The following is a 24,241-nucleotide window of genomic DNA, read 5'->3' on the forward strand; positions in this document are numbered from 1 at the left end:
CGGCCGCTGCTCAGACCCGAGCAGAACTGGAAAGGTCTGAGCAGGTTGATCCATGGATCCTCGCCACAAGGGCGAGGAAGACGGAATTTGGTGAAGAGAGTTGCAGGCCTACTCCGCAGGAATTGCTTCCGGAGCCGCGACCTCGGCCTTCACCATGACCATCGGCTTCAGATCGAGGTCGTGGAACAGGCGGCTGTCGTCGTCCATGTCCGGCAGGGGCGTGGTCAGCAGCTTGCCGCCGACGAAGATCGAGTTGGCGCCGGCCATGAAGCACAGGGCCTGCAGTTCGCGGTTCATGCCCTCGCGGCCGGCCGACAGGCGGACCATGGCTTTCGGGCACACGAGGCGGGCGACGGCGATGGTGCGCACGAACTCGATGGAGTCGATGGCCTTTTCGCCTTCCGCCAGGATCTGGTCGCCCAGCGGGGTGCCGCTGATGGGGACGAGGCCGTTGATCGGCAGGCTGTCGGGGTGCGAGGGCAGGGTGGCCAGCTGGTGCAGCAGGCCGGCGCGGTCGCGGCGGGTCTCGCCCATGCCGACGATGCCGCCGCAGCAGGTGCTCATGCCGGCGTCGCGCACATAGGCCAGGGTGTCGAGACGCTCCTGGTAGGTGCGGGTCGTCACCACGTCCTTGTAGTAGTCCGGGCCGGTGTCGAGGTTGTGGTTGTAGTAGTCCAGGCCCGCGTCCTTCAGCTGCTTGGCCTGTTCGGCGGTCAGCATGCCCAGGGTCGCGCAGGTCTCCATGCCCAGCGCCTTCACCCCGCCGATCATTTCGGCCAGCTTGGGCAGGTCGCGGTCCTTCAGCTCGCGCCAGGCCGCCCCCATGCAGAAGCGCTGGGCGCCGCCGTCGCGGGCGGCCTTGGCCTTGGCGATGACCACGGCCGGCTCCATCAGCTTCTCGGCCTTGAGGCCGGTCTTGAAGTGGGCGCTCTGGCTGCAGTAGCCGCAGTTCTCGGCGCAGCCGCCGGTCTTGACCGACAGCAGCTGCGACAGCTGCATCTCGGAGGGGTCGAACCAGGCGCGGTGAACGCGCGCGGCCTCGAACACCAGCTCCATGAACGGCAGGGCGAACAGGGCCTCGACCTCGGAAAGGGTCCAGTCGTGGCGGGGCTGTGCGGAGATGTTGATCGGCGTCATGGCGCGCAGGTTTGAACTTGGGCGATCCGAATGGCAAGACGGCCCGCGCATGCGCACCGATGTTGCGTTGCGGAAGCCAAACCCCGCCAGGCTGGTTATAGTCGGATCATGGACCGCGAAATCGAACTGAAGTTCCTGATCGCCCCGGAGGCTTCCGACGCGATCCTGGCCCGTCTGGACGGCCGCGAGGCGGTGCGCCGGCTCGACGCCACCTATTACGACACCGCCGATCACGCCCTGCGCCGGGCGGGCTTCGGCCTGCGGGTGCGCGATGGCGACGGCGGTCGCAAGCAGACCCTGAAATCGGCCTCGGCCGGCGGGGTGTTCGCGCGCGGTGAATGGGAGGCCCCGGTCACCGGGCCCGGTCCCGACCGCGACCTGCTGGACCAGACCCCGGCCGGCCGCATCGTCAACGGCGACGTTCTCGCACCGGTCTTCGCCGCCAAGGTCGAGCGCACCCTGCGTTTGGTCGAGCACGGCGGCGCGACTATCGAGGCGGCGCTGGACCGTGGCGAGCTGCAGGCCGGAACCGACCGCGCCGCCGTCAGCGAGCTGGAGCTCGAACTGAAGACCGGCGCGCCCGCCGCCCTGTTCGCCCTGGCCCGCGACCTGATGGCCCATGCACCGCTGCGCCTGTCTCTGGTCAGCAAGGCCGAGCGCGGCTACGCCCTGGCCCTGGGCGAGGCGCCCTCGGCCCGTCGCGAGGCGGCCGTGCTGCGCCCCGACATGACCGCCGCCGAGGCCTTCCAGGCCTTGGGCAACACCGCCCTGGGCCGCCTGTGCGTCGCCGCCGAGACCCTGGCCGACCTGCCTGGCCCCGAGGCGGTGCACGAACTGCGCGTCGCCGCCCGCCGGCTGCGCGCCCTGATCAAGCTCTTCCGCCCCCTGACCGGCAAGCTGGCCGCCACGCCGGCGCTCGATGCGCTGAAGGCCCTGGCCGACGCCCTGGGTCCGGCCCGCGACCTCGACGTCTATATCGCCGGCGTCTGGCGTCCCGCCGTCTCGGCCGACCCGCAGCCGGTCGAGGGCCTGGGCGCGCTGGGCAAGGCCCTGGTCGAGGCCCAGCAGGGCGCCTATGGCCGCGCGGTCGACGCCGCCCGGCCCGAGCGCTTCGGCCCGCTGGCGCTCGACATCGCCGCCTGGCTGGAGACCGGCGACTGGCTGGAGGACCCCGAGCGCGCCGAGGCCCGCCGTACGCCGGCCAAGGCCTTCGCGGCCAAGCAACTGAACAGGCTGGCCAAGGACGTGCTGAAGCGCGGCGAGGACTTCGAAGCCCTCGACGCCGAGGCCCGCCATCACCTGCGCATCCGCGGCAAGGGCCTGCGCTACGCCATCGACGCCCTGGCCCCGCTGTTCCCCGACCATCCCAAGCGGCTGGAGCGGTGGTCGGCGGCCACACGTCAGATGCAGGACGCGCTGGGCGGCCTCAACGACGCCACCCTGGGCGCGGATCTGGCCCGCGCCGCCGCCCTGGCCGACGGCGACCCCGAAGCCGCCTACGCCGCCGGTCGCCTGTCGGCCGCGCCGGAAGGAACGGAGAGCCTGACCCGCGAGGCCAAGGCGGCGCTGGACGAACTGGCCGACCTCAAGCCGTTCTGGTGAGAGCCGCCTAGGCCTACTTGCCCTTCTTCGGCTTGGCCTGGGTGGTCTGGGTCGTGCGCACCGCCACGCCGTCGCCGCGGGCCTCGGCGACCAGCGAGGCGCAGTCGGCGTCCTTTTCCAGGCCCGGCGTCACGAACGGCAGGATGGCGGCCAGCGGGTTGATCAGCGAACCCAGCGCCGCGGCGACCCCGCCCTGGGCGAAGGCCCCGCTGGTCTGCAGGCTGATACGGGGCGCGGCCAGAGGGCCCTTGATCTCGATCGGGATGAACAGCCGCACCAGGCGCGGCTTCTTGCTGTCGCCCTCGATCTGCAGGTCCAGGCGCTCGGTCTCCAGGTTGATCGTGCCCTCGCCCTTGGCCAGGACCACGCCGGTGTCGGCGATGATCTTGTCGGCGCGCATCACCCCGTTCCTGACGTCGAAGCTGGCCACGGCGCAGCGCAGGCTCGTCTCCTTGTTGTCCTTCGACAGCAGCATCAGCAGGCCCTTGGAGGCGTTGACGCCCAGCAGCTCGGCGAAGGCCTGGCGCACCTGACCCTTGGGAGCGACCAGGGTCACCGTGCCGTTCGACGAGGCCGCGGCGCGGTGCACCGAATTGCCGACGCCGCGCAGCTTGGCCCGGGCGACGATGCCGCCCTCGATGGCCGGCTTGCCGCCGCTCTTCAGCGGGATGAAGTCTTCCAGCTTGGCGTTGGTCAGGCGCAGGTCGAGGTCGGTGACCGGCACGTTCGGCCGGGCGTCCAGCCGCACCTTGCCCGCGAGATCGCCGCGCGAGAAGGTGAAGGCGATCGGGTCCATGTTCAGCACGCCCTTGTCGAGCGTCAGGTCCAGCCGGACCTTCTGCAGCGGCAGGTTGGGCGCGTTCACCGCCAGGGCGCGGTAGGTGACCTTGGCGTCCATGGCCCGCACGCGGTCGGTCTGCAGGGTGGCGTCGGGCAGCAGGCGGCCGGTGGCCTCGCGCTGGCCGGCCTCGACCTTCTGGCCGGCCGAGGCGGTCTCGCCCCGGCCCGTGGCCGGCGCGGCGCCGACCAGGCTGCCCAGGTCGTCGAAGTCCAAGCGCTTGGAGCGCAGATCGGCCTCCAGATACGGCCGCTCGCGGTCGACCAGCACGAAGAGGTCGCCGTTGACGTCGCTATCGCCGATGCGGCCCGAGAACTTCTCGAAGTCGAACCGCCCGCCCTTGCGCACCAGGTGGCCGCTGATCCTGTAGGGCGGCGTGTTGGGCAGGGTCAGGCCGGTCAGGCCGTAGAGCCGGTTCAGGTCGCTGCCGGCCACCGTCAGGTTGCTTTCGAAGCGGCCCAGGTCGAACGGCTTGGTGATCGAGCCCTCGGCCGTGACCTGGGTCGAGCCGGCGCTGACCCGGGCGTCGAACGGGTAGGGGCGGTTGGGCGAGATGTTCAGCAGGGGTCCGCCGGTCACCCGCGCCAGGAACGGCGAGCGGTTGTACTGGCCCTTGCCCTCCAGCACGAAGCGGCCCTTGCCGTCGCCGCTGGCATGTTCGTTCGAGCTGACCGTGCCGGTGAACAGGACGTCGCGCGAGCGGTCCTCGACCCGCAGCTGGCCGTCGTTGATCACGAAGTGCTGGATGGCCGGCAGCTTCAGCGGCTTGGTGCTCTTCTTGTTCGGGTCGCCGAAGGTCCAGTTGGCGCGGCCCGAAGCCTCGCGCAGCAGCCGCACGTCGGGCCGGTCCACGGCCACCAGCGGCAGGATGACGTCGCCCTTCAGCAGCGGCAGCAGCTTGATCTGCACCGCCACCCGGTCGATCCGGGCCATGTGCCCCGACTGCGGACCGGTCTTGGGCGCCCAGTCCGGCTGGCCGACGAACAGGCCGTAGGCCTCGGCCTTGGGCGAGAACGACCAGGGATGGACGCGCAGGTCGCCGTCGATCCGCACTTCGCGGTGCAGCTGGGCCGAGGCGAAGCGGCCGACCGGGCCGCGCAGCATGTTCCAGTCGAACCAGACGACGAAGGCGATGATCGCCGCCAGGATCAGCAGGGCCGCGCCGATCCCCCAGCGCGCGGCGCGCGGCAAGGCGCCCCACGAGCGGCGTCGCGGCGTGGCGGTGGCCTCGGGCGGAGGCGGCGGCGGGGGTGTAACGGAACCTTCCGGCATCCGCCTACAACGCGTGGGCGGCGCCGTTTCGTTCCAAGGCGGGCTGTTCGCCCGCGTTCAGGAGGCCCGTTTAGTAGACGAGCTTCAGGCTGCCCACGATGACGGCGGCCGCCACGAAGGCGACGATGGCCACGATTTCATAGGCCTTGAAGAAAGGCCGGCTCGGCGAGCGCATGTTCGGTAGTCCCCCAGATCCCACTTTGACACTTGAGCCGCCTTCGCCCGCAAGCGTCACGCCAGTTCGCTCGCGACGAGATTTCTTTCGCGCCCTGCGGACATAAGGAAATCTTTATGTGAATTTGCCACTGTCCGCCGTGCGCGCTATAAGGCGGGCAAGACAATCCCCCGATCCAGGAGCCGACCGTGGCCGACTACATCGTCAAGGACATCTCGCTCGCCGATTTCGGCCGCAAGGAACTCGCCATCGCCGAGACCGAAATGCCGGGCCTGATGGCCACCCGCGCCGAATACGGTCCGGCCCAGGTGCTGAAGGGCGCCCGCATCGCCGGCAGCCTGCACATGACCATCCAGACCGGCGTGCTGATCGAGACCCTGACGGCGCTGGGCGCCGAGGTCCGCTGGGCCTCCTGCAACATCTTCTCGACCCAGGACCACGCCGCGGCCGCCATCGCCGCCGCCGGCATCCCGGTCTTCGCCTTCAAGGGCGAGAACCTGGTCGAGTACTGGGAATACGCCCACAAGATCTTCGAGTGGCACGACGGCGGCTATCCGAACCTGATCCTCGACGACGGCGGCGACGCCACCCTGCTGTGCGTGCTGGGTCCCAAGGCCGAGAAGGATCCGTCGATCCTCAACAACCCGACCAACGAGGAAGAAGAAGCGCTCTACACCGTGATGAAGCGCTACCTGGCCGAAAAGCCGGGCTTCTACTCGGCCATCCGCGACGCCATCGGCGGCGTCTCGGAAGAGACCACCACGGGCGTCCACCGCCTGTACCAGATGGCCGCCAAGGGCGACCTGCCGTTCCCGGCCATCAACGTCAACGACAGCGTCACCAAGTCCAAGTTCGACAACCTCTATGGCTGCCGTGAAAGCCTGGTCGACGCCATCCGTCGCGGCACCGACGTCATGCTGTCGGGCAAGGTCGCGGTGGTCTGCGGCTACGGCGACGTGGGCAAGGGCTCGGCCGCCAGCCTGCGCCAAGGCGGCGCCCGCGTGATCGTCACCGAGATCGACCCGATCTGCGCCCTGCAGGCGGCCATGGAAGGCTACGAGGTCCAGACCCTCGACGACGTCGCCGGCAAGGCCGACATCTACGTCACCGCGACCGGCAACAAGGACGTCATCACCGTCGACCACATGCGGCAGATGAAGAACAACGCCATCGTCTGCAACATTGGCCACTTCGACAGCGAGATCCAGATCGCCGGCCTGCGCAACTTCAAGTGGGACGAGATCAAGCCGCAGGTGCACCACGTGGAATTCCCGGACGGCAAGAAGATCATCGTGCTGTCGGAAGGCCGCCTGGTGAACCTGGGCAACGCCACCGGCCACCCCTCGTTCGTGATGTCGGCCAGCTTCACCAACCAGACCCTGGCCCAGATCGAGCTGTGGACCAACAAGGCCGCGTACAAGAACGAGGTCTACACCCTGCCCAAGCACCTCGACGAAAAGGTCGCCTTCCTCCACCTGGAGAAGCTGGGCGCCAAGCTGTCGAAGCTGAACAAGGAACAGGCCGACTACATCGGCGTGCCGGAAGCCGGCCCGTTCAAGCCGGACCACTACCGCTACTAAGAGCGTCTCGGCGTTCGAACCGAAGAGCCCGCCGCGCACCGCGCGGCGGGCTTTTTCGTGGGGTCAGACCGGGACGGGATCGCCGCCGCGGGCCAGGATGTAAATGCGCAGGCGCTCGGCGTCGGCGGCGCCACGGGCGTCCTCCAGCATCCGCCGGGCCTCGGAGACATAGCGACAGAAGTCCGCTCGATCGGTCGAGGAGCTGACTTTCCGCATCGCCGCGAGCAGCAGTCGCTCGCCGTCCAGCACATCGCCGCGCGCCACTTTCAGCGCGCCGGCCGTGCCCTGCACCTCCGGCAGGTCCGGGTTCGCGGCCATGGCCTCGTCGGCCCTTGCTTCGGCGAAGTCGAGATCGCCGCCGATCTTGATCGTGGACCAGGACAGATTGGCTGCCAGAAGGCCCCAGGCGCTCTCGCGCAAGGTTGGCGGAGGCGGTGGGCCGGCCGGCGCGGCCAGGACGGCGGCGTCGTAGCGGGCCAGGGCGGCCCTGTCGCCGGCCGCGCGGGAGGCGCAGTGAATGAGCATGCTGAGCAGGTAGGGATCGTTCGGCCAGTCCTGGAGCTTGGCCTCCAGCCTGTCGGCCGCCTCGGCGAACCGGCCGGCCTCGGTCAGGAGATAGATCGACACCAGGAACGCCAGTTCGTCGTCCATCGTCGCGACGGCGTCGCCCGGTGCGCGGCCTCGCAGCAGGTCGAGGATCAGGGCGCCGTCTGAATCCAGTCCGCCGGGGTCGCGGGTCGGCCAGAGGTTTTCGGCGGCCGTCACCAGGTTCGACACGCTGAGCCCCATGAGCAGGGCCGTGAGCCAGAGCGGGCCGTCCAGGCGCTCGTCGAGCGTCATGGCCAGGGCGAAGGCGGCTCCGCCCAACACCAGATTGGCGACGGCGCCGGCCGCGTAGACCGCCAGCCGTCGGCCGCGAGGGGCGTCCGGCCCGGGGATGAAGTTGGTTTCTCCGCCGAGGCTCAAGTAACGGCGTAGGCTCCACCGCGCATGGCCGATGCGGAAACCGACCGTTTCGGGGCCCCGGCCGATCCGGACCGACAGCACGCGGAAGCCGGCCAGCGCGGCGACGGCCGCATGGGCGGCCTCGTGGACGATGGTGATCATTGGGCCGGCGGCCAGCAGCGTCAGCCAGAAGATCGCGCCGGCGTCCATCCGACCGTTCTGGAGGCCGTAGGAGCCGGCGATGAACGCCCATATCAGCAGGTGGGCCCAGCGTCGGCCCATGGCCCGCTCTTCCCGCACATCCAGCACATGGGGGGCGCACCCGAAGCAGACGCGGACGGGACGGCGACGACCCTTCCTGGCCTCCAGGCGAAAGCTCTCGGCATGCGCGGATCGGAAGCCGCAGGTACTGCAACGTTGGGTCACAAGCTCCGCCATAACGAGCGTTTTGCGTTTCGTCGACCACCGGGTGGCGAAGGTCGCGGTTTTGCCATCCTGACGCCCTGTTCAAGTTCCGCAGGCTCGGCTAACTGCTTTGCCCATGCCGCTCGCGCTTCTCATTTCCAGCCATGTCGCCGGCAGCCAGGTGGGCGCCACCGCCCAGGCCGCCGCCCTGACCCAGTTCCGCATCGACACCATGGTGGTTCCCACCGTGCTCTACGGCCGCCATCCCGGCTGGGGTGTGCCGGGCGGGGCGCCGGTGCCGATCGAGGTGGTCGAGGGCATGCTCGACGGGCTGGAGGCCAACGGCCTGTTCGGCTTGGCCGACCTCGTCATCACCGGCTATTTCGCCAGCGCCGCCCAGGTGCGCGCGGCCGCCCGGGCCATCGACGCCGTGCGCGCCGCGCCGCGCGACGGCGCCGCCGCCCGCAAGCCGACCATCATTGTCGATCCGACCATGGGCGATGCCGGCAAGGGCCTCTACGTGCCGGCCGAGGTGGCCGACGCCATCGCTTCCGACCTGATCCCGCGCGCCGACATCGTCGCCCCCAACGCCTGGGAGCTGCAGCGCCTGACCGGCGCCGAGGTGCGCGACCCGGCCGGGGCCGTGCGCGCAGCCCGCCTGCTGAACAAGCCGGTGCTGGTCTCGTCAGTGCAGCGCGGCGCCGAGATCGGCGTCGTCTACGCCGACCGCAAGGAGGCTTGGCTCGCCGCCCACGCCAAGGCCGAACGCTCGCCCAGCGGCACCGGCGACCTGCTGACCGCCCTGTTCGCGGCCTCGATCCTGGAAGGCCAGACCCTGTCCTACGGCCTGGCCCGCGCCGTCGGCGGCGTCGCCGAGACTGTCACCGCCGCCAACATCTGGAACGCCCCCGAACTGCCGATCGTGGCCATGGCCGCCCGCATCAAGCAGACCTCGCCGACCGTGCGGATAGAGCGGCTGGCCTAGGGGGCTGCCCCTCAGTTCGTCATCCCGGAAAGCGCGCAGCGCTTATCCGGGACCCAGGGGCCACCGCGAGGCGCAGACCAAGGCCCGGCGACAAACCTGTCCGTCGCGCCCAGTCTCCTGGGTCCCGGCTCTTCGCTTCGCTACGGCCGGGATGACGAATTTGGAGAGGCGAAATGCCGCTCCAAATTCTCCAGCACCAGCGCCGCCATCGCCTCCCGGGCCTCCTCCGTGGCGCTGCCCCGGTGCGGCTGGAGCACCACGTTGTCCATCGCCAGCAGCGCCTGCGGCACGTTCGGCTCGTCCTCGAACACGTCCAGGCCCGCCCCGGCGATGGTCCCGTCCGCCAGGGCCGCGACCAGGGCGGCCTCGTCCACCACCGAGCCGCGCGCGACGTTGATCAGCAGGCCGGCGGGGCCCAGCGCCTCCAGCACCGCCGCATCGACCAGCGGGCCGGCGTCGCCGGGCGTGACCAGGAACAGCACATCCACCGCCGCCGCCAGGTCCAGCGGGCTTGCGTTATACGCGTAAGGGACGCCGTCCACTGGCCGGCGGCTGTGATAGGCGATGCTGCCTGCGAACGGCGTCGCCATGGCCGCGATGGCCCGGCCGATCTGGCCAAGGCCCAGGATCCCCACCGTCCGCCCGGTGGCTCGCCGCGCCAGGGGCAGGCGCTCGGCCTTGGGCCAGCGACCCTCGCGCACATAGCGATCGGCGACGACCATCCGGCGTGACAGCGACAGCCACAGACCGATGGCCAGTTCGGCGACGTCTTCGGTCAGCACGCCCGGCGTCGTGGTCACGGCCACGCCCCGGGCGGCGGCGCGAGGCAGGTCCACCTTGTCGAGGCCGACGCCGTGCACGGCGACGATCTCCAGGGCCGGCAGCCGGTCCCATAAGGCGTCGGGCACGCCCAGGTCGCCGCCGGTGACCAGGCCTCGGATCTTGGGTGCAACTTCGCTGATCAGCGCGTCCGGGTCGTCGGCGCGATAGGGTCGGTGGACGACGTAAGCGCCCTCCAGCCCGGCTTCGAGCTGCGGCGACAGGGCCTTGAGCTGCAGGATCTCGGGCTTCATCGGCGGGCTCCGTTACGCGGGGGACTGTCCTTCGGATGACAAACCCGGGCGCGCCGGGCTAGAGCAAAAGCCATGAGCCTCGACATCACCGGCGTCTGCCCCGCCCCGTTCGCCCAGGTCTATGAGGCCTTCGAGGCCAATTTCGATCCGGCCTCGCCGGGCGGCGGCGAACTGGGCGCGCGCTTTTCCCTGGCCATCGACGGCGAGATCGTCGTCGACCTGATGGCTGGCTTCGCCGATCGCAAGCGCCAGGTGGCCTTCGGCCCCGACACCCTGACGCCGCTGTTCTCGACCACCAAGGCGATCGCCGCCCTGCTGGTCGCGCGCCTGGTGGACCAGGGCAAGCTGACCTACGACCAGACCGTCGCCTCGGTCTGGCCGGAGTTCGCGCAGAACGGCAAGGAAGCGATCACCGTCGGCCAGGTGATGTCGCACCAGGACGGGCTGTCGGGCTTCCTCGACGAGGTCGATCCGGCCATCTGGTTCGACTGGGAGGCGACGACGGCGAAACTGGCCGCCATGGCCCCGCTGTGGCCGGTCGGCACGGCCAGCGGCTATCACCCGGTGACCTTCGGCTACACGGCCGGCGAGATCTTCCGCCGGGTCGATGGGCGGACCATGGGCACGGCGTTGCGCGAGGATCTGGCCGTCCCGCTGGGCCTCGACATCTGGATCGGCCTGCCCGACAGCGAGCACGCGCGCTGCGCCGACCTGATGCGGCCGACCGCCTTCCCCAAGTTCGGCGAGATCAACGACGCCATCCGCGCGGCCTTCATGACCAAGTGGGCCGCGCCCGGCGGCCGCGGCACCGGCGAGTGGCGACGGGCCGAGATCCCCTCGGCCAACGGCCACGCCACCGCCCCGGCCCTGGCGCGCCTGATGGGCGCCCTGGCCAGCGGCGGCACGCTGGATGGGGTCAAGGTGCTGTCGCAGGAAGCGATGGAGCTGGCCCGGGCCGAGCGCGTCGCCGGCCAGGACCTGGTTCTGCCCTACGAGATCAGCTGGGGCGCGGGCTTCATGCGCAACACCCCCAACTTCTTCTACGGCCCGACGGCCGACGCCTTCGGCCACTCCGGCTGGGGCGGCTCGTGCGCCTTCGCCGATCCGAAGACTGGGGTCTCGGGCGCGTACGTCATGAACCGCCAGGGCAACGAACTGATCGGCGACCCGCGCGCGGTGAGTTTGATCAAGGCGGCTTACGCGAGCTTGTAGGGGTCGCCCAAACCCTATCCGCCCGTCATTCCCGCCCTTGTGGCGGGAACCCCTCTGTCAGCCGCAAGGGCGGATGAGGCGGACTGCTCAGCAGTCCGCTTGCGCTTCACTTGCGGGCGGAACCAGGGTTTCCCGCCACAAGGGCGGGAATGACGGGAGTAGCGGGGAAGGTCGCCCTACAGCCCCAGACGCCCCTTCAGCCGCTCGGCCACCGCGCCAAGGGTGATGGTCGCCAGGGCTTCCTGCACCTCCAGCGGCACGCCTTCGGGGGCGGCCTGCACCAGCTTGCTGGTGAAGTCGGTGATGGCGGTAATGTGCTGGGCCAGGTGGTCGACCGTGTGCAGTTCCTGCATCACGGCCAGGCGCGATTCCGCCGGCGTGTTCTCGAGGATCTTGCCCAGGGCGCTGTCCAGGTGACCGCAGGCCTCGGCGGCCAGCGACATCTCGACGGAAAGGGCCTCGAGCACGGCGGCGAGGTTGGGCGTGGCGCCAGCGTCGGTAGTCATGGTTTCCCCCTGCGAAAGACTGCGGGCATACCTGCAATCGCGTCCGTTGCCGCCGACTTAAGCGTCGGCGGCCATGCGACAAATTGACCAACGTTTTGTCACGCCTGAGGTTCTCAGGCCACTGCCGGCGCCGCCCTGAGCCTTTTCCAGGCGCCGTAGGCGAACACCGCCACCCCCAGCCAGATGAACACGAACGACAGCGCCCGCAGCGGCGTGAAGGCCTCGCCCAGGAACACGCCGAGCAGGAACTGCAAGGTCGGGGCGATGAACTGCAGGAAGCCCAGCGCGCTCAACGGCAGGCGGCGGGCCGACCAGGCGAACAGGGCCAGCGGGATCACCGTGGCCGGACCCGCGACCAGCAGCAGGATCGCCGTGCCGGCGCCTTGGGTGAAGTGCCCCGCGCCGCTGGCCTGCAGATGCCAGACGTACAGCAGGCCCGGAATGGCCAGGTAGGCGCACTCGATGAAGAGCCCGGTCTGGGCGTCGGCCTTCACCTGCTTTCGCACGATGCCGTAGACGCAGAAGGTCAAGGCGAGACCCAGCGACACCAGTGGCAGGTGGCCCAGGGCCACGGTCTGGATCGCCACGCCGACGGTCGCGAAGCCGATGGCCACCTTGCCCTCGGTGGTCATCCGCTCGCGGAACAGCAGGGCGCCGGCCGCCATGTTCATCAGCGGGTTGATGTAATAGCCGAGGCTGGCCTCGATCACCCGGCCGGCGTTCACCGCCAGCACATAGATCGTCCAGTTGCCGAAGATCGCCAGGGTCGACAGGGCCAGCAGGGCCAGGGTCTTGGGCTGGCGCATGACCGCCGCCACCTGGCCGCTCTGCCGGGCTAGAAGCACCAGCCCGCCGGCCCACAGCACCGACCACAGCGTCCGGTGGGCGATCATCTCGAACGAGGTGACGCCAAGCGTCGCCAGCGTGTGGAAATAGAGGGGCAGGAAGCCCCACATCACATAGCAGCCGACGCCGGCCAGATAGGCCGAACGCGCGTCGCTGGAAGCGCTGCTGGTGGAACTTGGAGGCATGGACCGCACCTTTCGCGGAGGGATCTGACAGGGAGTCGTCCCGGCGTCCGCCCGTTTTTTGCGGAGGGTGCGAATTGGCCCGAAGGCCGGTTCCGTCGTCCCTCCGCTGGCGGAAGGACGACGGGAAGGTCGTTCTTTAGGCCGGCGTCTTCTGCTTGATCAGGCCCTTGTCGTGCAGCAGCTGGGCGATCTGCACGGCGTTCAGGGCCGCGCCCTTTCGCAGGTTGTCGGCCACGCACCACAGGGCGATGCCGTGGTCGACGGTCGGGTCCTTGCGGATGCGCGACACGTAGACCGGGAACTCGCCCTGGCTTTCCTTCGGCGTGATGTAGCCGCCGTTTTCGCGCTTATCGACCACCACGATCCCTTCGGCGTCGCGCAGGATCTCGCGGGCGTCGTCCTCGTCCAGCGGGCCGGTGAACTCGATGTTGACCGACTCCGAGTGGCCCACCATCACCGGCACACGCACGCAGGTGGCGACCAGCTGGATGGCCGGATCCAGGATCTTCTGGGTCTCGACGGTCATCTTCCACTCTTCCTTGGTGAAGCCGTCGTCCATGAAGACGTCGATGTGGGGGATGACGTTGAAGGCGATCTGCTTGGTGAATTTCTTCGGCTCGGGCGCGCCCAGGACGAAGACGCCCTTGGTCTGGTCCCACAGCTCGTCCATGCCTTCCTTGCCCGCGCCGGAAACCGACTGGTAGGTCGACACGACCACGCGCTTGATCGGCACCTCGTCGTGCAGCGGCTTCAGGGCCACCACCAGCTGGGCGGTCGAGCAGTTGGGGTTGGCGATGATGTTCTTGGGGATGCTGTTGACGGCGTCCGGGTTCACTTCCGGCACCACCAGCGGCACGTCCGGGTCCATCCGGAAGTGGCTGGAGTTGTCGATGACGATGGCGCCGGCCGCGCCGATCTTCTCGCCCCAGGCGGCCGAGATCGACCCGCCGGCGCTCATCAGCACGATGTCGACCTTCGAGAAGTCGAACTGCTCCAGGTCCTCGCACTTGAGGATCTGGTTGCCGAACGAGACCTCGGTGCCGATGGATTTGCGCGAGGCGATGGCGTGCATCTTCTCCACGGGGAATTTCACTTCCTCGAGGATGTTGAACATCTCGCGGCCCACGTTGCCCGTGGCGCCGACCACGGCGACCCGGTAACCCATCGCAGTCTCCAATCTTTCAGCCCCGACAAGGGGAAATGCGCCGTCCCGTTACGCCTGGGAACGCCGGTAGGCAAGGGCAGGGTTTTTCAAACAGGGCGGCGTATGGCCGCGCTTGGGGGAATATTTTTGCGGATGGGTGTCGGGCCGATGCGCGACGCCCACCCAATTCCCGTCTTTCCCGCCCTTGTGGCGGGAACCCCTGGTTCCGCTTCTACGTGAGGCGCAAGCGGATCGCTGGCGATCCGCCCCTGCTGTCTCTGCGGCTGACAGAGGGGTTCCCGCCACAAGGGCGGGAATGACGGGAGTGAAAGGGAGGCCATCGCGTAAGGGTCCCAGGACGCTTCGTCCAACTGGACAGCCCGCCCGCTGCGAGCGCATACCCACGCCATGCGCAAGCACGACGCCGACGTCATCATCGCCGGGGCCGGCATGGCCGGAACCACCCTGGCGCTCGCCCTCGCCTCGGCCGGGGTCAAGCCGCTGCTGGTCGATCCGCAGCCCTTCGACGCCCAGCTGGCCCCGACCTTCGACGGCCGCTCGTCGGCGATCGCCTATTCGTCGTTCCGCCAGTGGCGGGCGATCGGCGCGGGCGAGGCCCTGGCGCCCCACGCTCAGCGCATCGAGCAGATCCTGGTCACTGACGGCAAGGCGCCCGGCGCGGCTTCCGGAAAGCCGTCGCCCTTCTTCCTGCGCTTCGACAGCGGCGAGATCGCCGACCGCTCGGAAGGCGAGCCCCTGGGCTATCTGATCGAGAACCGCCAGATCCGCGCGGCCCTGTCGAAGACGGCGCTCGACAAGGGCCTGACGGTGATCGCGCCCGCCGGCGCGGCGGGCCTGGAGGTCGACGCGTCCGAAGCCCGCGTGACGCTGACCGACGGCCGGGTGCTGAGCGCCCCGCTGGCGGTCAGCGCCGAGGGGCGCGGCTCGGCCCTGCGCAAGGCGGCCGGCATCGGCGACATCGGCTGGGGCTACGGCCAGAGCGGCGTCGTCGCCACCGTGAAGATGCAGCACCCGCACGAGGGCGTGGCGCACGAATATTTCCTGCCCAGCGGTCCGTTCGCCATCCTGCCGCTGACCGACAACCGCGCCAGCCTGGTCTGGACCGAGAGCACCGCGCGGGGCGAGGCCCTGCGCAACGCTTCGCCCGAAGCTTTCCACGCCCACCTGATGCGCCGGTTCGGCGACTTCCTGGGGCAGGTCGAGATGGCCGGGCCGGTGTTCGTCTATCCGCTGTCGCTGTCTCTGGCCGAGCGGATCACCGCCCCGCGCCTGGCCCTGATCGGCGACGCCGCCCACGGGGTGCACCCGATCGCCGGGCAGGGGCTGAACCTAGGCCTCAAGGACGCCGCGGCCCTGGCCGAGGTGGTGGTCGAGGCGATCCGCAACGGCGAGGACATCGGCGCCGAGGCGACGCTGGAGCGCTACGCCCGCTGGCGCAGGTTCGACAACGTCACCAACGCCCTGGCCTTCGACGGCTTCGTGCGATTGTTCTCGAACGACAACCCGCTGCTGCGCCTCGCGCGCGGCGTCGGCATGGCGGCGGTCAACCGCATCGCCCCGGCGCGGAAGTTCTTCATGCACGAGGCCGGCGGCGGCGTGGGCGACCTGCCGAAGCTGCTGCGGGGGACGGCGCTTTAAGAAGCCCCCTCAGTCGGCTTCGCCGACAGCTCCCCCAGAGGGGGAGCATCTGCGCGGCGCAATCCTCCCCCTTTGGGGGAGGTGGCCCGGAGGGCCGGAGGGGGTAGCGCCGTCTACTCCCCGTCCGCCAGGCTACGCGCCTCTTCCGGAAGCATGATCGGCACGCCGTCGCGGATCGGGTAGGCGAGCTTGGCCGTGTGGCTGACGAGTTCGCCGCGGGCGCGGTCGTAGAACAGCGGGGCGCGGGTCACCGGGCAGACCAGCACCTCCAGCAGGCGCGGATCGACATCGACGGGCGGGAGCGGAGGAGCGGCGGTCATGGCGCTGTTCTAGAGCCGGCCGGCGAAATGGGAAAGCCCCGCCGCTGGAACCTCCGGCGCAAGGTCGCGGTTGTCGCAGAAGCGATAACAACGATCTTGGATGCAGACATGACCGTCATCGAACGGACCTTCCTGGCCGCCGCCGCGGCAACCAGCGTCATGACCCTCGCCGCCTGCGGCTCCATGGGCGGAGGCGGCGGCTATTCCCCGCGCCTGGCGACCAACGCCGCCGACGAGAAGGCCTTCGCCAGCACTTTCGCCTCGTGCCGCGACGAGGTGCGGGGCGGCAAGACCACCGGCTTCAAGGTGCACCCGGCCAGCGCCACCGCCCGCGACCTGCCGCCCGGCCCGACCGGCCTGGTGCTCAAGGTTCCCTACGACAAGGCCAAGGGCAGCAAGAGCCAGCGCGCCGCCCTCGACGAGCGGCACAAGGCGGCCATGGGGCAATGCCTGTCGGAGAACGGCTACCAGGTGGCGTCGTGGGATGCGGTGAAGCCGTAGGCCTACCTGTACTCCCGTCATTCCCGCCACAAGGGCGGGAATGACGGGCGTTAGAGGGGATGCTGCGAAGGGCCCCTATTGCAACAACGGCGGTTCGTCGTCGTCCTGGGCGGCGTCGATTTCCAGCAGGGTGACCAGGGTGTTGCGGCGGTCGGCCAGGGTGCGGGCCTCCAGCAGGGCCTGCTTCTCCAGCGGATCGAACGGCAGGGCCATGGCCAGGCTGTTGATAAGGGCGTCCGACGGCGCGGCGTGGGCCTCGCCCCAGTCGATGGCCAGGCCGCGGTGGTCGAGATAGCGGCGCAGGGCGTTCAGCAGCGGCGCGCCGTCGCCGGCCGGCTCCTGCTGATCCTCGTGCAGGTCCAGGTCATAGGGCGCGAAGTCGGCCCGCACCTGGCGGTAGGGCGTGCGCACCGGCAGTTCCTCGCCGACCAGGAACCGCGCCACCCCGGTCAGGGTGATCAGGTAGCGGCCGTCGCTGGTCTCGGCGAAGCTGGTCACCCGCCCCGCGCAGCCGACCGGCGCCAGCGACGGCCTCTGCACGTCGCCTCCCGCTCGGGTCTGCACCATGCCGATGATCCGCTCGCCCGACATGGCGTCGTCCAGCATGTTGAGATAGCGCGGCTCGAAGATGTTGAGCGGCAGCTGGCCGCCCGGCAGCAACAAGGCGCCGTCCAGCGGGAACACGGGTATCACCAGCGGCAGGTCGAGGGTCTTCCGGTATACGCCCGGCATGGCGGCCTCCTTGACTGGATAGTGTGAACGCGCGGCCCCGCCAGGGTTTCCTAGCTGAACAGGATCGCCGACAGACGCTTGCGGCCCTGCTTGGCGATTTCCGAGGTCGGACCGGCCGCCTCGAACACCGTCAGCAGCTGCTTGCGGGCCGCTTCGTCGTTCCAGGTCCGGTCGCGCTGGATGATGGTCAGCAGGTGGTCGCTGGCCAGGTCCAGGCGGCCGCCGCCGGCCAGGGCCTTGGCCAGTTCGAAGCGAGCCTCGTGGTCGTCGGCGTCGGCGGCCAGGCGCTTTTCGAAGGCGGCCGTCTCGGACGGCGCGGCCTCGGCCAGCTTCAGGGCGGCGCGCACGCTTTCCAGGTCGGGATCCTTGGCGGTCTCGGGGGCCATGGCGGCGATCTCGGCCGCGCGCTCCAGGTCGCCGCCGGCCAGGTAGACGCGGGCGAGACCCCCCAGCGCCTTGATGTTGTCCGGCTCCATCTGCAGCACCTGGGCGAAGGCCTGGGCCGCGCCGCCCAGGTCCTCGACGTCCAGGCTCTCCTTGGCCATCGACAGCAGCTCGTCCACCGCGCCGGCGGCCGGCGGGCCCGAGATGCGCTCGACGAACTGCTGGATCTGGCTTTCCGGCAGGGCGCCTTGGAAGCCGTCCACCGGCTGGCCGTCGACGAAGGCGTAGACCGTGGGGATCGACTGCACGCGCAGCTGGCCGGCGAAGCCCGGGTTGGCGTCGACGTCGATCTTGACCAGCTTCACCGCTCCCTTGGCGGCGTTGACCACCTTTTCCAGGGCCGGGGTCAGCTGACGGCACGGACCGCACCAGGTGGCCCAGAAGTCGACGATGACCGGCTGGGTCTTCGAGGCCTCGATGACGTCGGCCATGAAGGTGGCGTCGGTCCCGTCCTTGATGTGCTCGCTCTTGCCGCCGCCGGCCTGGATGGGGGCGGGCTTTTCACCGATCAGGGACATGGGTCTTCTCTCACGCGCGGTCGCTCAGCGCCGCAAGATGGTCCTTGCCGGCCCGCTTCGCAATCTTCGCCGCGTCACGAGCGGATCATTGCTGTGAGGACCCCGCCCCCGGCGCCCAGCAGGCCCAGCCAGGTCAGGGTGATGCCGATGGCCCGCGGCGGGATCTTCGCCCCCGTCAGCATGCCGATCGCGTGGATCAGCCGGCCGAGGGCGAGCGCTATGGCGCTGGCCAGCACCAGGAGCGTCGGCGCGCCCTCCAGCTCGGCCAGGCCGATGGCGATCAGGCCGATCGGGACGTATTCGATGTAGTTGCCGTGGGCGCGGATGCGGGTGGTCAGCACCGGGTCGTCGCCCTTGCCCAGCGTGATCTGCGACTTCAGCCGATAGGTCGCCACCGGCACGCTCAGCGCCACCAGCCCCGCGACGCTCGCCACGCACAAAGCAGAAGTGATCGGCAGCCAGGTCATCGTCCCTCCCTCGGGCTTGTTTTGCGGGAAGGATGCGGCCTGTGGTTGTGCCGCGCAAGCCTTAGTCCTGGCCGCCCTCGGCCGCCGGCCGCAGCCCAAACCAGCCGCCGTCGGCGTCGAACAGCACCGCGTAGCGGCGCAGCACGTGGCGGCCGGTGTTCACGAAGGCGGTGGCCATCGGCGAGTTGACCAGCACCTGGCTGGGGGCCGCGTCGTCGGGCCGTCCCACCGTGAAGGCGAAGGTCGTGGCCGGCGTGGTCGGCACGGTCACGGTCACCGTCTCGCCGGCCGCCAGCACCTTGGCCGGGACCTTGTCGTTGTGGTTGGTCTGCGTGACCGTCCGCAGGGCGTCGGGCCTGGCCACCCCGAGATACATGGTCGGGATGCCGGTATCGATCAGCAGCGCGCCCGGCTGGGCGGGCAGGCGGCCGGCCGCGACCCGCATCGGCGCCTGCGGCCAGTCCAGCGGTCCGCCCGCGCCCGGCGGACCCAGCTTGGCGAACCGGAAGCCGGCGGCCAGGGCCGGGGTCAGGCCCGCGTGCACGCCGTCGCGCGTCACCACATAGCCCCGGCGAAAGGTCGCCGGCGCGATCGGCCGGCCGTCGATGGCGACGATGTTCAGCAGCGGGTTCTTGTCGGGCGTGCCCTGCGATTGGCCGTTGCCCTCGCGGCCGAAGCCGACGCCCATATAGGCGATGCCCTTGGGCAGATCGATCCGGGCCTTGGGCGCGGCGCAGGTTCCCGGCGCGGCCTTCACGTCGTAGCCGGGACAGTTCAGCTCGGTCTCGACCACCAGCACCGGAACCTGCGACCGGGCGACCTCGACGCCGGCCGTATCGAGGAAGGCGACGCTGGTCGGAACCCAGTGGCCGATCCACAGCCGCTTGCTGCTGCTCAGGAACTCCCAGCCGGGCGTGTATCCCGCCGTCTTGGCGGCGCTGTAGCCGGGCAGGTCCGCCGCCGAGATCACCAGGCCCGTCGAACCGGTGTCCATCACCACCGGCGGCGGCTTGAAGGCGCCCAGCGGTCCGTCGAGGCGCAGCGCCACGGTCGGCGCCGCCGTGAACGGCGCCTGCCCGGCGGGCCAGGGCGTGAACGGAATGAACCGGGCCTGGTCGAAGGCCCCGAGATCGGGACCCGAAGCGGGCTCCGATTGGGCGCAGGCCTGGGTCGTCAGCGCCGCGCAGGCCAGGACAGCGGTCAGGCCAGGCCGGAAAGCCGAATGCATGGAGAGCCTCCTCGGGGTGGAGTTCTTGCGCCTCTATGCAACTTAAAATGTAGAAAGGCCGTCCGGTTGCAAGCTGAACTGGAAAAAGCAGGCCCGACCCGGCCTTAGCCGACGACGGCCATGGCCTCGAAGTCGACGATCATCGGCTCGATTCCCAGGGCCGCCAGGAACCTGCGGAAGCCGGCCTGGCTGACGGCGGTGGTGGCGTCGTTCTTCAGCGGATGGAAGTTCACCGGATCGGCCTGGCCCAGCGCCTTGTCGAGCACGAAGCGGATGCGTCGCTCGCCGTCGTTGATCAGGCCGAAGGCGGTGACCGAGCCCGGCGTCACCCCCAGGGTTTCGACCATCATCGCCTCGGGGCCGAACGACAGCCGGCCCGAGCCGATCACGTGGTGCAGCTTCTTGAGGTCGATCACCGTCTCGCCCAGCGCCGAGATCAGCCACAGCTGGCCCTTGGCGTCCTTGAGGAACAGGTTCTTGGTGTGGCCGCCGGGCAGGGCCTTCTTGATCTCCAGCCCCTCCTCGACGCGGAACACCGGCGGGTGGTCGAGGGTGGAGTGATCGACGCCGTGGGCGTCGAAGAAGGCGAAGAGGTCGGCGCGGGTCTTCATGGCCCCTGTAAAGCGAAGGGCGGGGCGGCTGGTCAAGCCGCCCCGCCCCCCGATCAGGCGAAAGCGCTCGTCGCTTACTGGGTGAGCGGGCGCAGGATGATCTCGACCCGGCGGTTCTGGGCGCGGCCCTCGGCGGTGTCGTTGGTGGCGATCGGCTGGCGCTCGCCCTGGCCGGCCACGAACAGGCGGTCAGGCAGCACGCGGCCGGGACCGGTCAGATAGGCGGCCACCGAGCCGGCGCGGCGCTCCGACAGGGCCTGGTTGTAGTCGTCCGGGCCGCTGCTGTCGGCGTGGCCGACCACGTCGATCGTGGTCTGCGGATAGGCGTTCAGCGTGCGGGCCACGTCGTCGAGCACGCGGGTGAACTGCGGCTGCACGTCCGACTTGTCGACGGCGAAGGTCACGTCGCTGGGCATGACCAGCACGATCTGGTCGCCGTTGCGGCGGATGGCGACGCCCGAGCCTTCCAGGCTGCGGCGGAAGTCGGCCTGCTGGCGGTCCATGTAGGCGCCGGTCGCGCCGCCGGCCAGGGCGCCGATGCCCGCCCCGATCAGGGCGTTCTTGCGGCCCTGCTCGCCCTTGTTGGTGTTGGTCAGATAGCCCAGGGCCGCGCCGATGCCGGCCCCGGCCAGGGCGCCCGTGCCGGTGTTGTTGCGCACCGGCATGCCCGTGTACGGGTCGGTGGTGGTGCAGGCCGTCATGGCGCCGGCGCCGATCAGGAGGGCGCCCAGAGTGGCGGCGCGGAAGGCGGTCTTGTTGGTCATCTGCCGTCTGTCCCGTGAAGTGTTCGATCAGCGGGTGAAACGCACCCGTTATGGTCAAGTTCCGACAAACGACATGAGCGGAGGATGAACGGCCTTCGTTCCGCCGCCTCTTGGGTGTAGTAAGGCCCGTCTTACTAACTTCGAAGGCCAACCGTGTCCGCATCCGCCATCGAGCCCGTCTCGTTCACTCTCTATAGCAAGGACTTCGACCGCTTCTCCAAGGAGCTGGGCGCCTCGTTCGAGCGCTATGGCTTCGCGGTGCTCTCGGAATACGACCTGCCGCAGGACCGTATCGACGCGGCGGTGGACGACGCCAAGGCCTTCTTCGCCCTGCCGGTCGACACCAAGAAGCAGTACGCCGGGGTCAAGGGCGGCGCGCGCGGCTACATCCCGTTCGGGGTAGAGACCGCCAAGGGCGCCACGCACCACGACCTGAAGGAATTCTGGCACATGGGCCGCGACCTGCCGCCCGGCCACCGCTTCCGCGCCACCATGGCCGACAACGTCTGGCCGGCCGAGATCCCGGCCTTCAAGCATGACGTCAGCTGGCTCTACAACGCGCTCGACAGCATGGGCGGCAAGGTGCTGGAGGCGATCGCCACCTACCTGAAGCTGGACCGCGACTTCTTCAAGCCGACCGTCGAGAACGGCAACAGCGTGCTTCGCCTGCTGCACTATCCGCCGATCCCGCAGGACGCCACCGGCGTGCGCGCCGGCGCCCACGGCGACATCAACACCATCACGCTTCTCCTCGGCGCCGAAGAAGGCGGCCTGGAGCTGCTCGACCGCAACGGCGACTGGCTGCCGATCAACCCGCCACCGGGCTGCATCGTCGTCAACATCGGCGACATGCTTGAGCGCCTGACCAACCACGTCCTGCCCTCGACCGTCCACCGCGTGCAGAACCCGCCGCCCGAGCGCCGCGGCGTGCCGCGCTACTCGACGCCGTTCTTCCTGCACTTCGCGTCGGACTACGAGATCAAGACCCTGCCCAACACGATCACCGCGGAGAACCCGGACCGCTATCCGGAGTCGATCACCGCCGACGAGTTCCTCCAGCAGCGCCTGCGCGAGATTAAGCTGGCCTGATCCGGGCCGCCGAGGTCTCATGAACGACGAAGGCCCCGTCCTCGCGGACGGGGCCTTTTTCATGCGTGCTTTGGATGTGCTGCTGGTCCGCTACTGGGCGATCCGCAGCGCCGATATCTGCTGGGAGATGGCCTTGAAGGCGGTCTTCAGCTCGGTGGCGTTGGCCGGGAAGTAGGCGTAGTCGCTGCTGGTGGCGCAGGCGCTGAGCATCGACTTGGCGGTGGCGTCGCTGCCGACGTCGAAGCCCACCGTGTAGATGATGACGTTCTTGGCCTTCATCTTGGTGCACAGCGTCTGGGCCTGGGTGAAGGCGTCGCCGTTGGTGGCCGCGCAGTTGATGTGGTCGGCCGTGCCGCCCGAGCCGGAGCCCGCGTCCTTGGCGATCACGCCCTTGCAGTAGTTGGTGTTGAAGGCGCCGTCGGTCATCAGCACCACCACCTTCATCAGGTCCTCGGCGCCGTAGGCGGCCGGCTTCTGCGAGGTGTTGGGCCACAGGTACGAGAAGTTCGGCGAGACCATGTACCAGCCCCAGGCCAGGCCGATCTGGCCGGCCGTCGAGCCGCCCACCGCCAGGGCGTTGATCTGGGCCTTCAGGGCTGTCTTGTCGGTGCTCAGCGGGGTGATGACGCTGGTCGGGCAGGGGTTGGTCGAGCTGGCGCCATAGGTGGTCGAGGCCGGATAGTTGCGGCCGACCAGCGAGGTGCTGGGCGCGTCGTCGGTATAGGCGTAGGTGCCCGTACGCTCGGTGGCGCAGGTGCTGATCGGGAAGCTCTCGCTGGTGCTGCTGGCGCTGGTGAAGTTGAAGAAGGCGCAGCTGATGTCCGAGCGCGAGGTGCTGTAGCACGAGCCCGTGCCGCCGGTGCCGGCGGTGGTGTACGAGGTGCCGACGATGTTGGTGTCGAAGGTCGTCGTGGTCTTGTAGGTGATCGTCGGCTTCTGGCTGTTCAGCGCCGTCATGCCGCTGATCCCCGATAGCAGCACCTGGTCGCCGGTCTGGAAGTTGTGCGTCGAGGCCGTGGTGATCACCACCGAGCAGGTCGAGGTCAGGCACTTGTAGATCGTGCCGGCCGAACCGGCGCTGGAGATGCTGCTGCTGGGCGTGACCTTGAAGGTCGTCGTCGACGGCACGCTGGTCACGGCCAGGATCTTGGAGTTCAGATAGCTGGAGCCGGTGCCGGTGATGTAGACGTAGTCGCCCACCGCCAGGCCGTGGGCGGCCGAGGTGGTGATCGTCGTCGGCGAGCCCTTGGTGTAGGCCGAGATGGTCTTGGTGGCGCTGTACCAGGCCGCGCTGCTGAGCGTGCTGGACGGAATGGCCCCGCGCACGCTGTCGGCATAGGTGCTGACATTGACCCCGATCGAGTACGGCACGATCGCGGCCTTGGAATAGTACGGCGTCTGCACGTCCTGCACGACGGTGTCGATCAGGTCGGCGGCGGCGGTCTTCAAGGCGCCGATGCGGCTGGTGCCGTCCATCGAGCCGGTGATGTCGAGCACCAGGGCCACTTCCAGGTTCTTCGACGAGCGCACCACGTAGGACTTGGCGCTGGTCACCAGAGGCTGGTTGTTGTTGATCAGGCCCAGGATGATCGGCGAGATCGAGATCGAGGCTTCGCCGATGACCTCCTTCTTGGAGTCGACGTAGAACTTCGACGTGGCCGTGGTGGAGCCGAGCTCGGCCTTGAGGGCCGCGCTGCCGGTCGCCGTCAGGGTGCTCTCGTCGGTGGCGGTGGTCCGCGCGGCGATCAGGGTGGCGGCGTCCAGGGCGTCCTGCAGGCGGCGGCGCTCCAGGCTCATCCGGCTGACGTCGACCACGCCGAACACCAGGATCGACAGCGGCAGGATGCTGAGGGCCACCCAGACGGCGATGCCGCCGCGGGTGTTCGAACCGAGGCCGCGCAGGCGCGTGGCGACACGGGCGAGCGCCCCGCCCAGGCGGGCGGCGAAGCGGCTGTGGACGGTCATCGGCGGAGTGCCCCTCGTTCTATCGCCGGGCAGCATGA

22 protein-coding genes are annotated in these 24,241 nt (G+C 69.4%); 7 read left to right on the forward strand and 15 right to left on the reverse strand.

Going from position 1 to position 24,241, the window contains the following annotated elements; genetic code table 11:
- Positions 1-108: 108 nt before the first annotated feature.
- Positions 109-1,137, reverse strand: coding sequence for a biotin synthase BioB (gene bioB, locus AC07NS_RS25340; protein WP_494607838.1), 1,029 nt, complete (start codon positions 1,135-1,137; stop codon positions 109-111).
- Between the two features lie 108 nt (positions 1,138-1,245).
- Here bioB and AC07NS_RS25345 point away from each other — a divergent pair, with 108 nt between their 5' ends.
- Positions 1,246-2,739 (forward strand): CYTH and CHAD domain-containing protein, encoded by a 1,494-nt coding sequence (locus AC07NS_RS25345; protein WP_494607839.1) that lies wholly within the window; start codon positions 1,246-1,248, stop codon positions 2,737-2,739.
- Between the two features lie 13 nt (positions 2,740-2,752).
- Here the strand turns inward: AC07NS_RS25345 and AC07NS_RS25350 are convergent, their stop codons facing one another.
- Entirely contained in the window at positions 2,753-4,768 is a 2,016-nt protein-coding gene (locus AC07NS_RS25350; protein ID WP_494607841.1) for an AsmA family protein, read from the reverse strand.
- A 444-nt stretch (positions 4,769-5,212) separates the two neighbouring features.
- On the opposite strand from AC07NS_RS25350, the gene ahcY reads away from it, so the two are divergent.
- Positions 5,213-6,604: an adenosylhomocysteinase gene (gene ahcY / locus AC07NS_RS25355; protein ID WP_494607843.1), complete on the forward strand. Its 1,392-nt coding sequence runs from the start codon at positions 5,213-5,215 to the stop codon at positions 6,602-6,604.
- Between the two features lie 63 nt (positions 6,605-6,667).
- Here ahcY and AC07NS_RS25360 read toward each other — a convergent pair whose 3' ends face one another.
- Positions 6,668-7,831 carry a site-2 protease family protein gene (locus AC07NS_RS25360; protein WP_494607845.1) on the reverse strand — a complete coding sequence of 388 codons (1,164 nt, stop codon included), beginning with the start codon at positions 7,829-7,831 and terminating at the stop codon, positions 6,668-6,670.
- Between the two features lie 259 nt (positions 7,832-8,090).
- On the opposite strand from AC07NS_RS25360, the gene AC07NS_RS25365 reads away from it, so the two are divergent.
- Positions 8,091-8,939, forward strand: a complete 849-nt coding sequence (locus AC07NS_RS25365; protein ID WP_494607847.1) for a PfkB family carbohydrate kinase — start codon at positions 8,091-8,093, stop codon at positions 8,937-8,939.
- Positions 8,940-9,079: 140 nt separating this feature from the next.
- Here the strand turns inward: AC07NS_RS25365 and AC07NS_RS25370 are convergent, their stop codons facing one another.
- Complete coding sequence (locus AC07NS_RS25370; protein ID WP_494607849.1) at positions 9,080-10,012, reverse strand: 2-hydroxyacid dehydrogenase; 933 nt, start codon at positions 10,010-10,012, stop codon at positions 9,080-9,082.
- A gap of 72 nt (positions 10,013-10,084) precedes the next feature.
- Here AC07NS_RS25370 and AC07NS_RS25375 point away from each other — a divergent pair, with 72 nt between their 5' ends.
- Positions 10,085-11,224, forward strand: a complete 1,140-nt coding sequence (locus AC07NS_RS25375) for a serine hydrolase domain-containing protein (RefSeq protein WP_494607851.1) — start codon at positions 10,085-10,087, stop codon at positions 11,222-11,224.
- A gap of 176 nt (positions 11,225-11,400) precedes the next feature.
- Here AC07NS_RS25375 and AC07NS_RS25380 read toward each other — a convergent pair whose 3' ends face one another.
- From AC07NS_RS25380 to AC07NS_RS25390, 3 genes are all read right to left on the reverse strand, one after another.
- On the reverse strand, positions 11,401-11,730 hold the full coding sequence (locus AC07NS_RS25380; RefSeq protein WP_110119882.1) for a DUF8776 family protein: 330 nt from the start codon (positions 11,728-11,730) through the stop codon (positions 11,401-11,403).
- 113 nt (positions 11,731-11,843) lie between these two features.
- Positions 11,844-12,761, reverse strand: coding sequence for an EamA family transporter RarD (rarD, locus tag AC07NS_RS25385; RefSeq protein WP_494607854.1), 918 nt, complete (start codon positions 12,759-12,761; stop codon positions 11,844-11,846).
- Positions 12,762-12,897: 136 nt separating this feature from the next.
- Positions 12,898-13,926 (reverse strand): aspartate-semialdehyde dehydrogenase, encoded by a 1,029-nt coding sequence (locus AC07NS_RS25390; RefSeq protein ID WP_494607856.1) that lies wholly within the window; start codon positions 13,924-13,926, stop codon positions 12,898-12,900.
- A 387-nt stretch (positions 13,927-14,313) separates the two neighbouring features.
- Here AC07NS_RS25390 and AC07NS_RS25395 point away from each other — a divergent pair, with 387 nt between their 5' ends.
- Entirely contained in the window at positions 14,314-15,564 is a 1,251-nt protein-coding gene (locus tag AC07NS_RS25395; RefSeq protein WP_494607858.1) for a UbiH/UbiF/VisC/COQ6 family ubiquinone biosynthesis hydroxylase, read from the forward strand.
- Between the two features lie 113 nt (positions 15,565-15,677).
- On the opposite strand, the gene AC07NS_RS25400 is transcribed toward AC07NS_RS25395, so the two are convergent.
- Positions 15,678-15,884: a Trm112 family protein gene (locus tag AC07NS_RS25400; RefSeq protein ID WP_110119879.1), complete on the reverse strand. Its 207-nt coding sequence runs from the start codon at positions 15,882-15,884 to the stop codon at positions 15,678-15,680.
- Between the two features lie 108 nt (positions 15,885-15,992).
- Here AC07NS_RS25400 and AC07NS_RS25405 point away from each other — a divergent pair, with 108 nt between their 5' ends.
- Complete coding sequence (locus AC07NS_RS25405) at positions 15,993-16,385, forward strand: hypothetical protein (protein WP_494607860.1); 393 nt, start codon at positions 15,993-15,995, stop codon at positions 16,383-16,385.
- A 75-nt stretch (positions 16,386-16,460) separates the two neighbouring features.
- Here the strand turns inward: AC07NS_RS25405 and AC07NS_RS25410 are convergent, their stop codons facing one another.
- From AC07NS_RS25410 to AC07NS_RS25435, 6 genes are all read right to left on the reverse strand, one after another.
- Positions 16,461-17,117 carry an LON peptidase substrate-binding domain-containing protein gene (locus tag AC07NS_RS25410; RefSeq protein ID WP_494607862.1) on the reverse strand — a complete coding sequence of 219 codons (657 nt, stop codon included), beginning with the start codon at positions 17,115-17,117 and terminating at the stop codon, positions 16,461-16,463.
- A gap of 50 nt (positions 17,118-17,167) precedes the next feature.
- Complete coding sequence (trxA, locus tag AC07NS_RS25415; RefSeq protein WP_494607864.1) at positions 17,168-18,079, reverse strand: thioredoxin; 912 nt, start codon at positions 18,077-18,079, stop codon at positions 17,168-17,170.
- 74 nt (positions 18,080-18,153) lie between these two features.
- The gene (locus AC07NS_RS25420) at positions 18,154-18,546 is read right to left on the reverse strand and encodes an MAPEG family protein (RefSeq protein ID WP_494607866.1); all 393 of its coding nucleotides are present in this window, start codon (positions 18,544-18,546) and stop codon (positions 18,154-18,156) included.
- A 61-nt stretch (positions 18,547-18,607) separates the two neighbouring features.
- Positions 18,608-19,774: a hypothetical protein gene (locus AC07NS_RS25425; RefSeq protein ID WP_494607868.1), complete on the reverse strand. Its 1,167-nt coding sequence runs from the start codon at positions 19,772-19,774 to the stop codon at positions 18,608-18,610.
- A gap of 104 nt (positions 19,775-19,878) precedes the next feature.
- Positions 19,879-20,385: a prolyl-tRNA synthetase associated domain-containing protein gene (locus AC07NS_RS25430; RefSeq protein WP_494607870.1), complete on the reverse strand. Its 507-nt coding sequence runs from the start codon at positions 20,383-20,385 to the stop codon at positions 19,879-19,881.
- A 74-nt stretch (positions 20,386-20,459) separates the two neighbouring features.
- The gene (locus AC07NS_RS25435; RefSeq protein WP_494607872.1) at positions 20,460-21,149 is read right to left on the reverse strand and encodes a YiaD family glycine zipper/OmpA-like lipoprotein; all 690 of its coding nucleotides are present in this window, start codon (positions 21,147-21,149) and stop codon (positions 20,460-20,462) included.
- A 153-nt stretch (positions 21,150-21,302) separates the two neighbouring features.
- On the opposite strand from AC07NS_RS25435, the gene AC07NS_RS25440 reads away from it, so the two are divergent.
- On the forward strand, positions 21,303-22,238 hold the full coding sequence (locus tag AC07NS_RS25440) for an isopenicillin N synthase family dioxygenase (RefSeq protein ID WP_494607874.1): 936 nt from the start codon (positions 21,303-21,305) through the stop codon (positions 22,236-22,238).
- Positions 22,239-22,328: 90 nt separating this feature from the next.
- Here AC07NS_RS25440 and AC07NS_RS25445 read toward each other — a convergent pair whose 3' ends face one another.
- A complete protein-coding gene (locus AC07NS_RS25445; RefSeq protein ID WP_494607876.1) occupies positions 22,329-24,203 on the reverse strand; it encodes a ubiquitin-activating E1 FCCH domain-containing protein in 1,875 nt (624 codons plus the stop codon).
- Positions 24,204-24,241 lie beyond the last annotated feature (38 nt).

Source organism: Caulobacter sp. GW821-FHT10A10 (assembly GCF_059415745.1).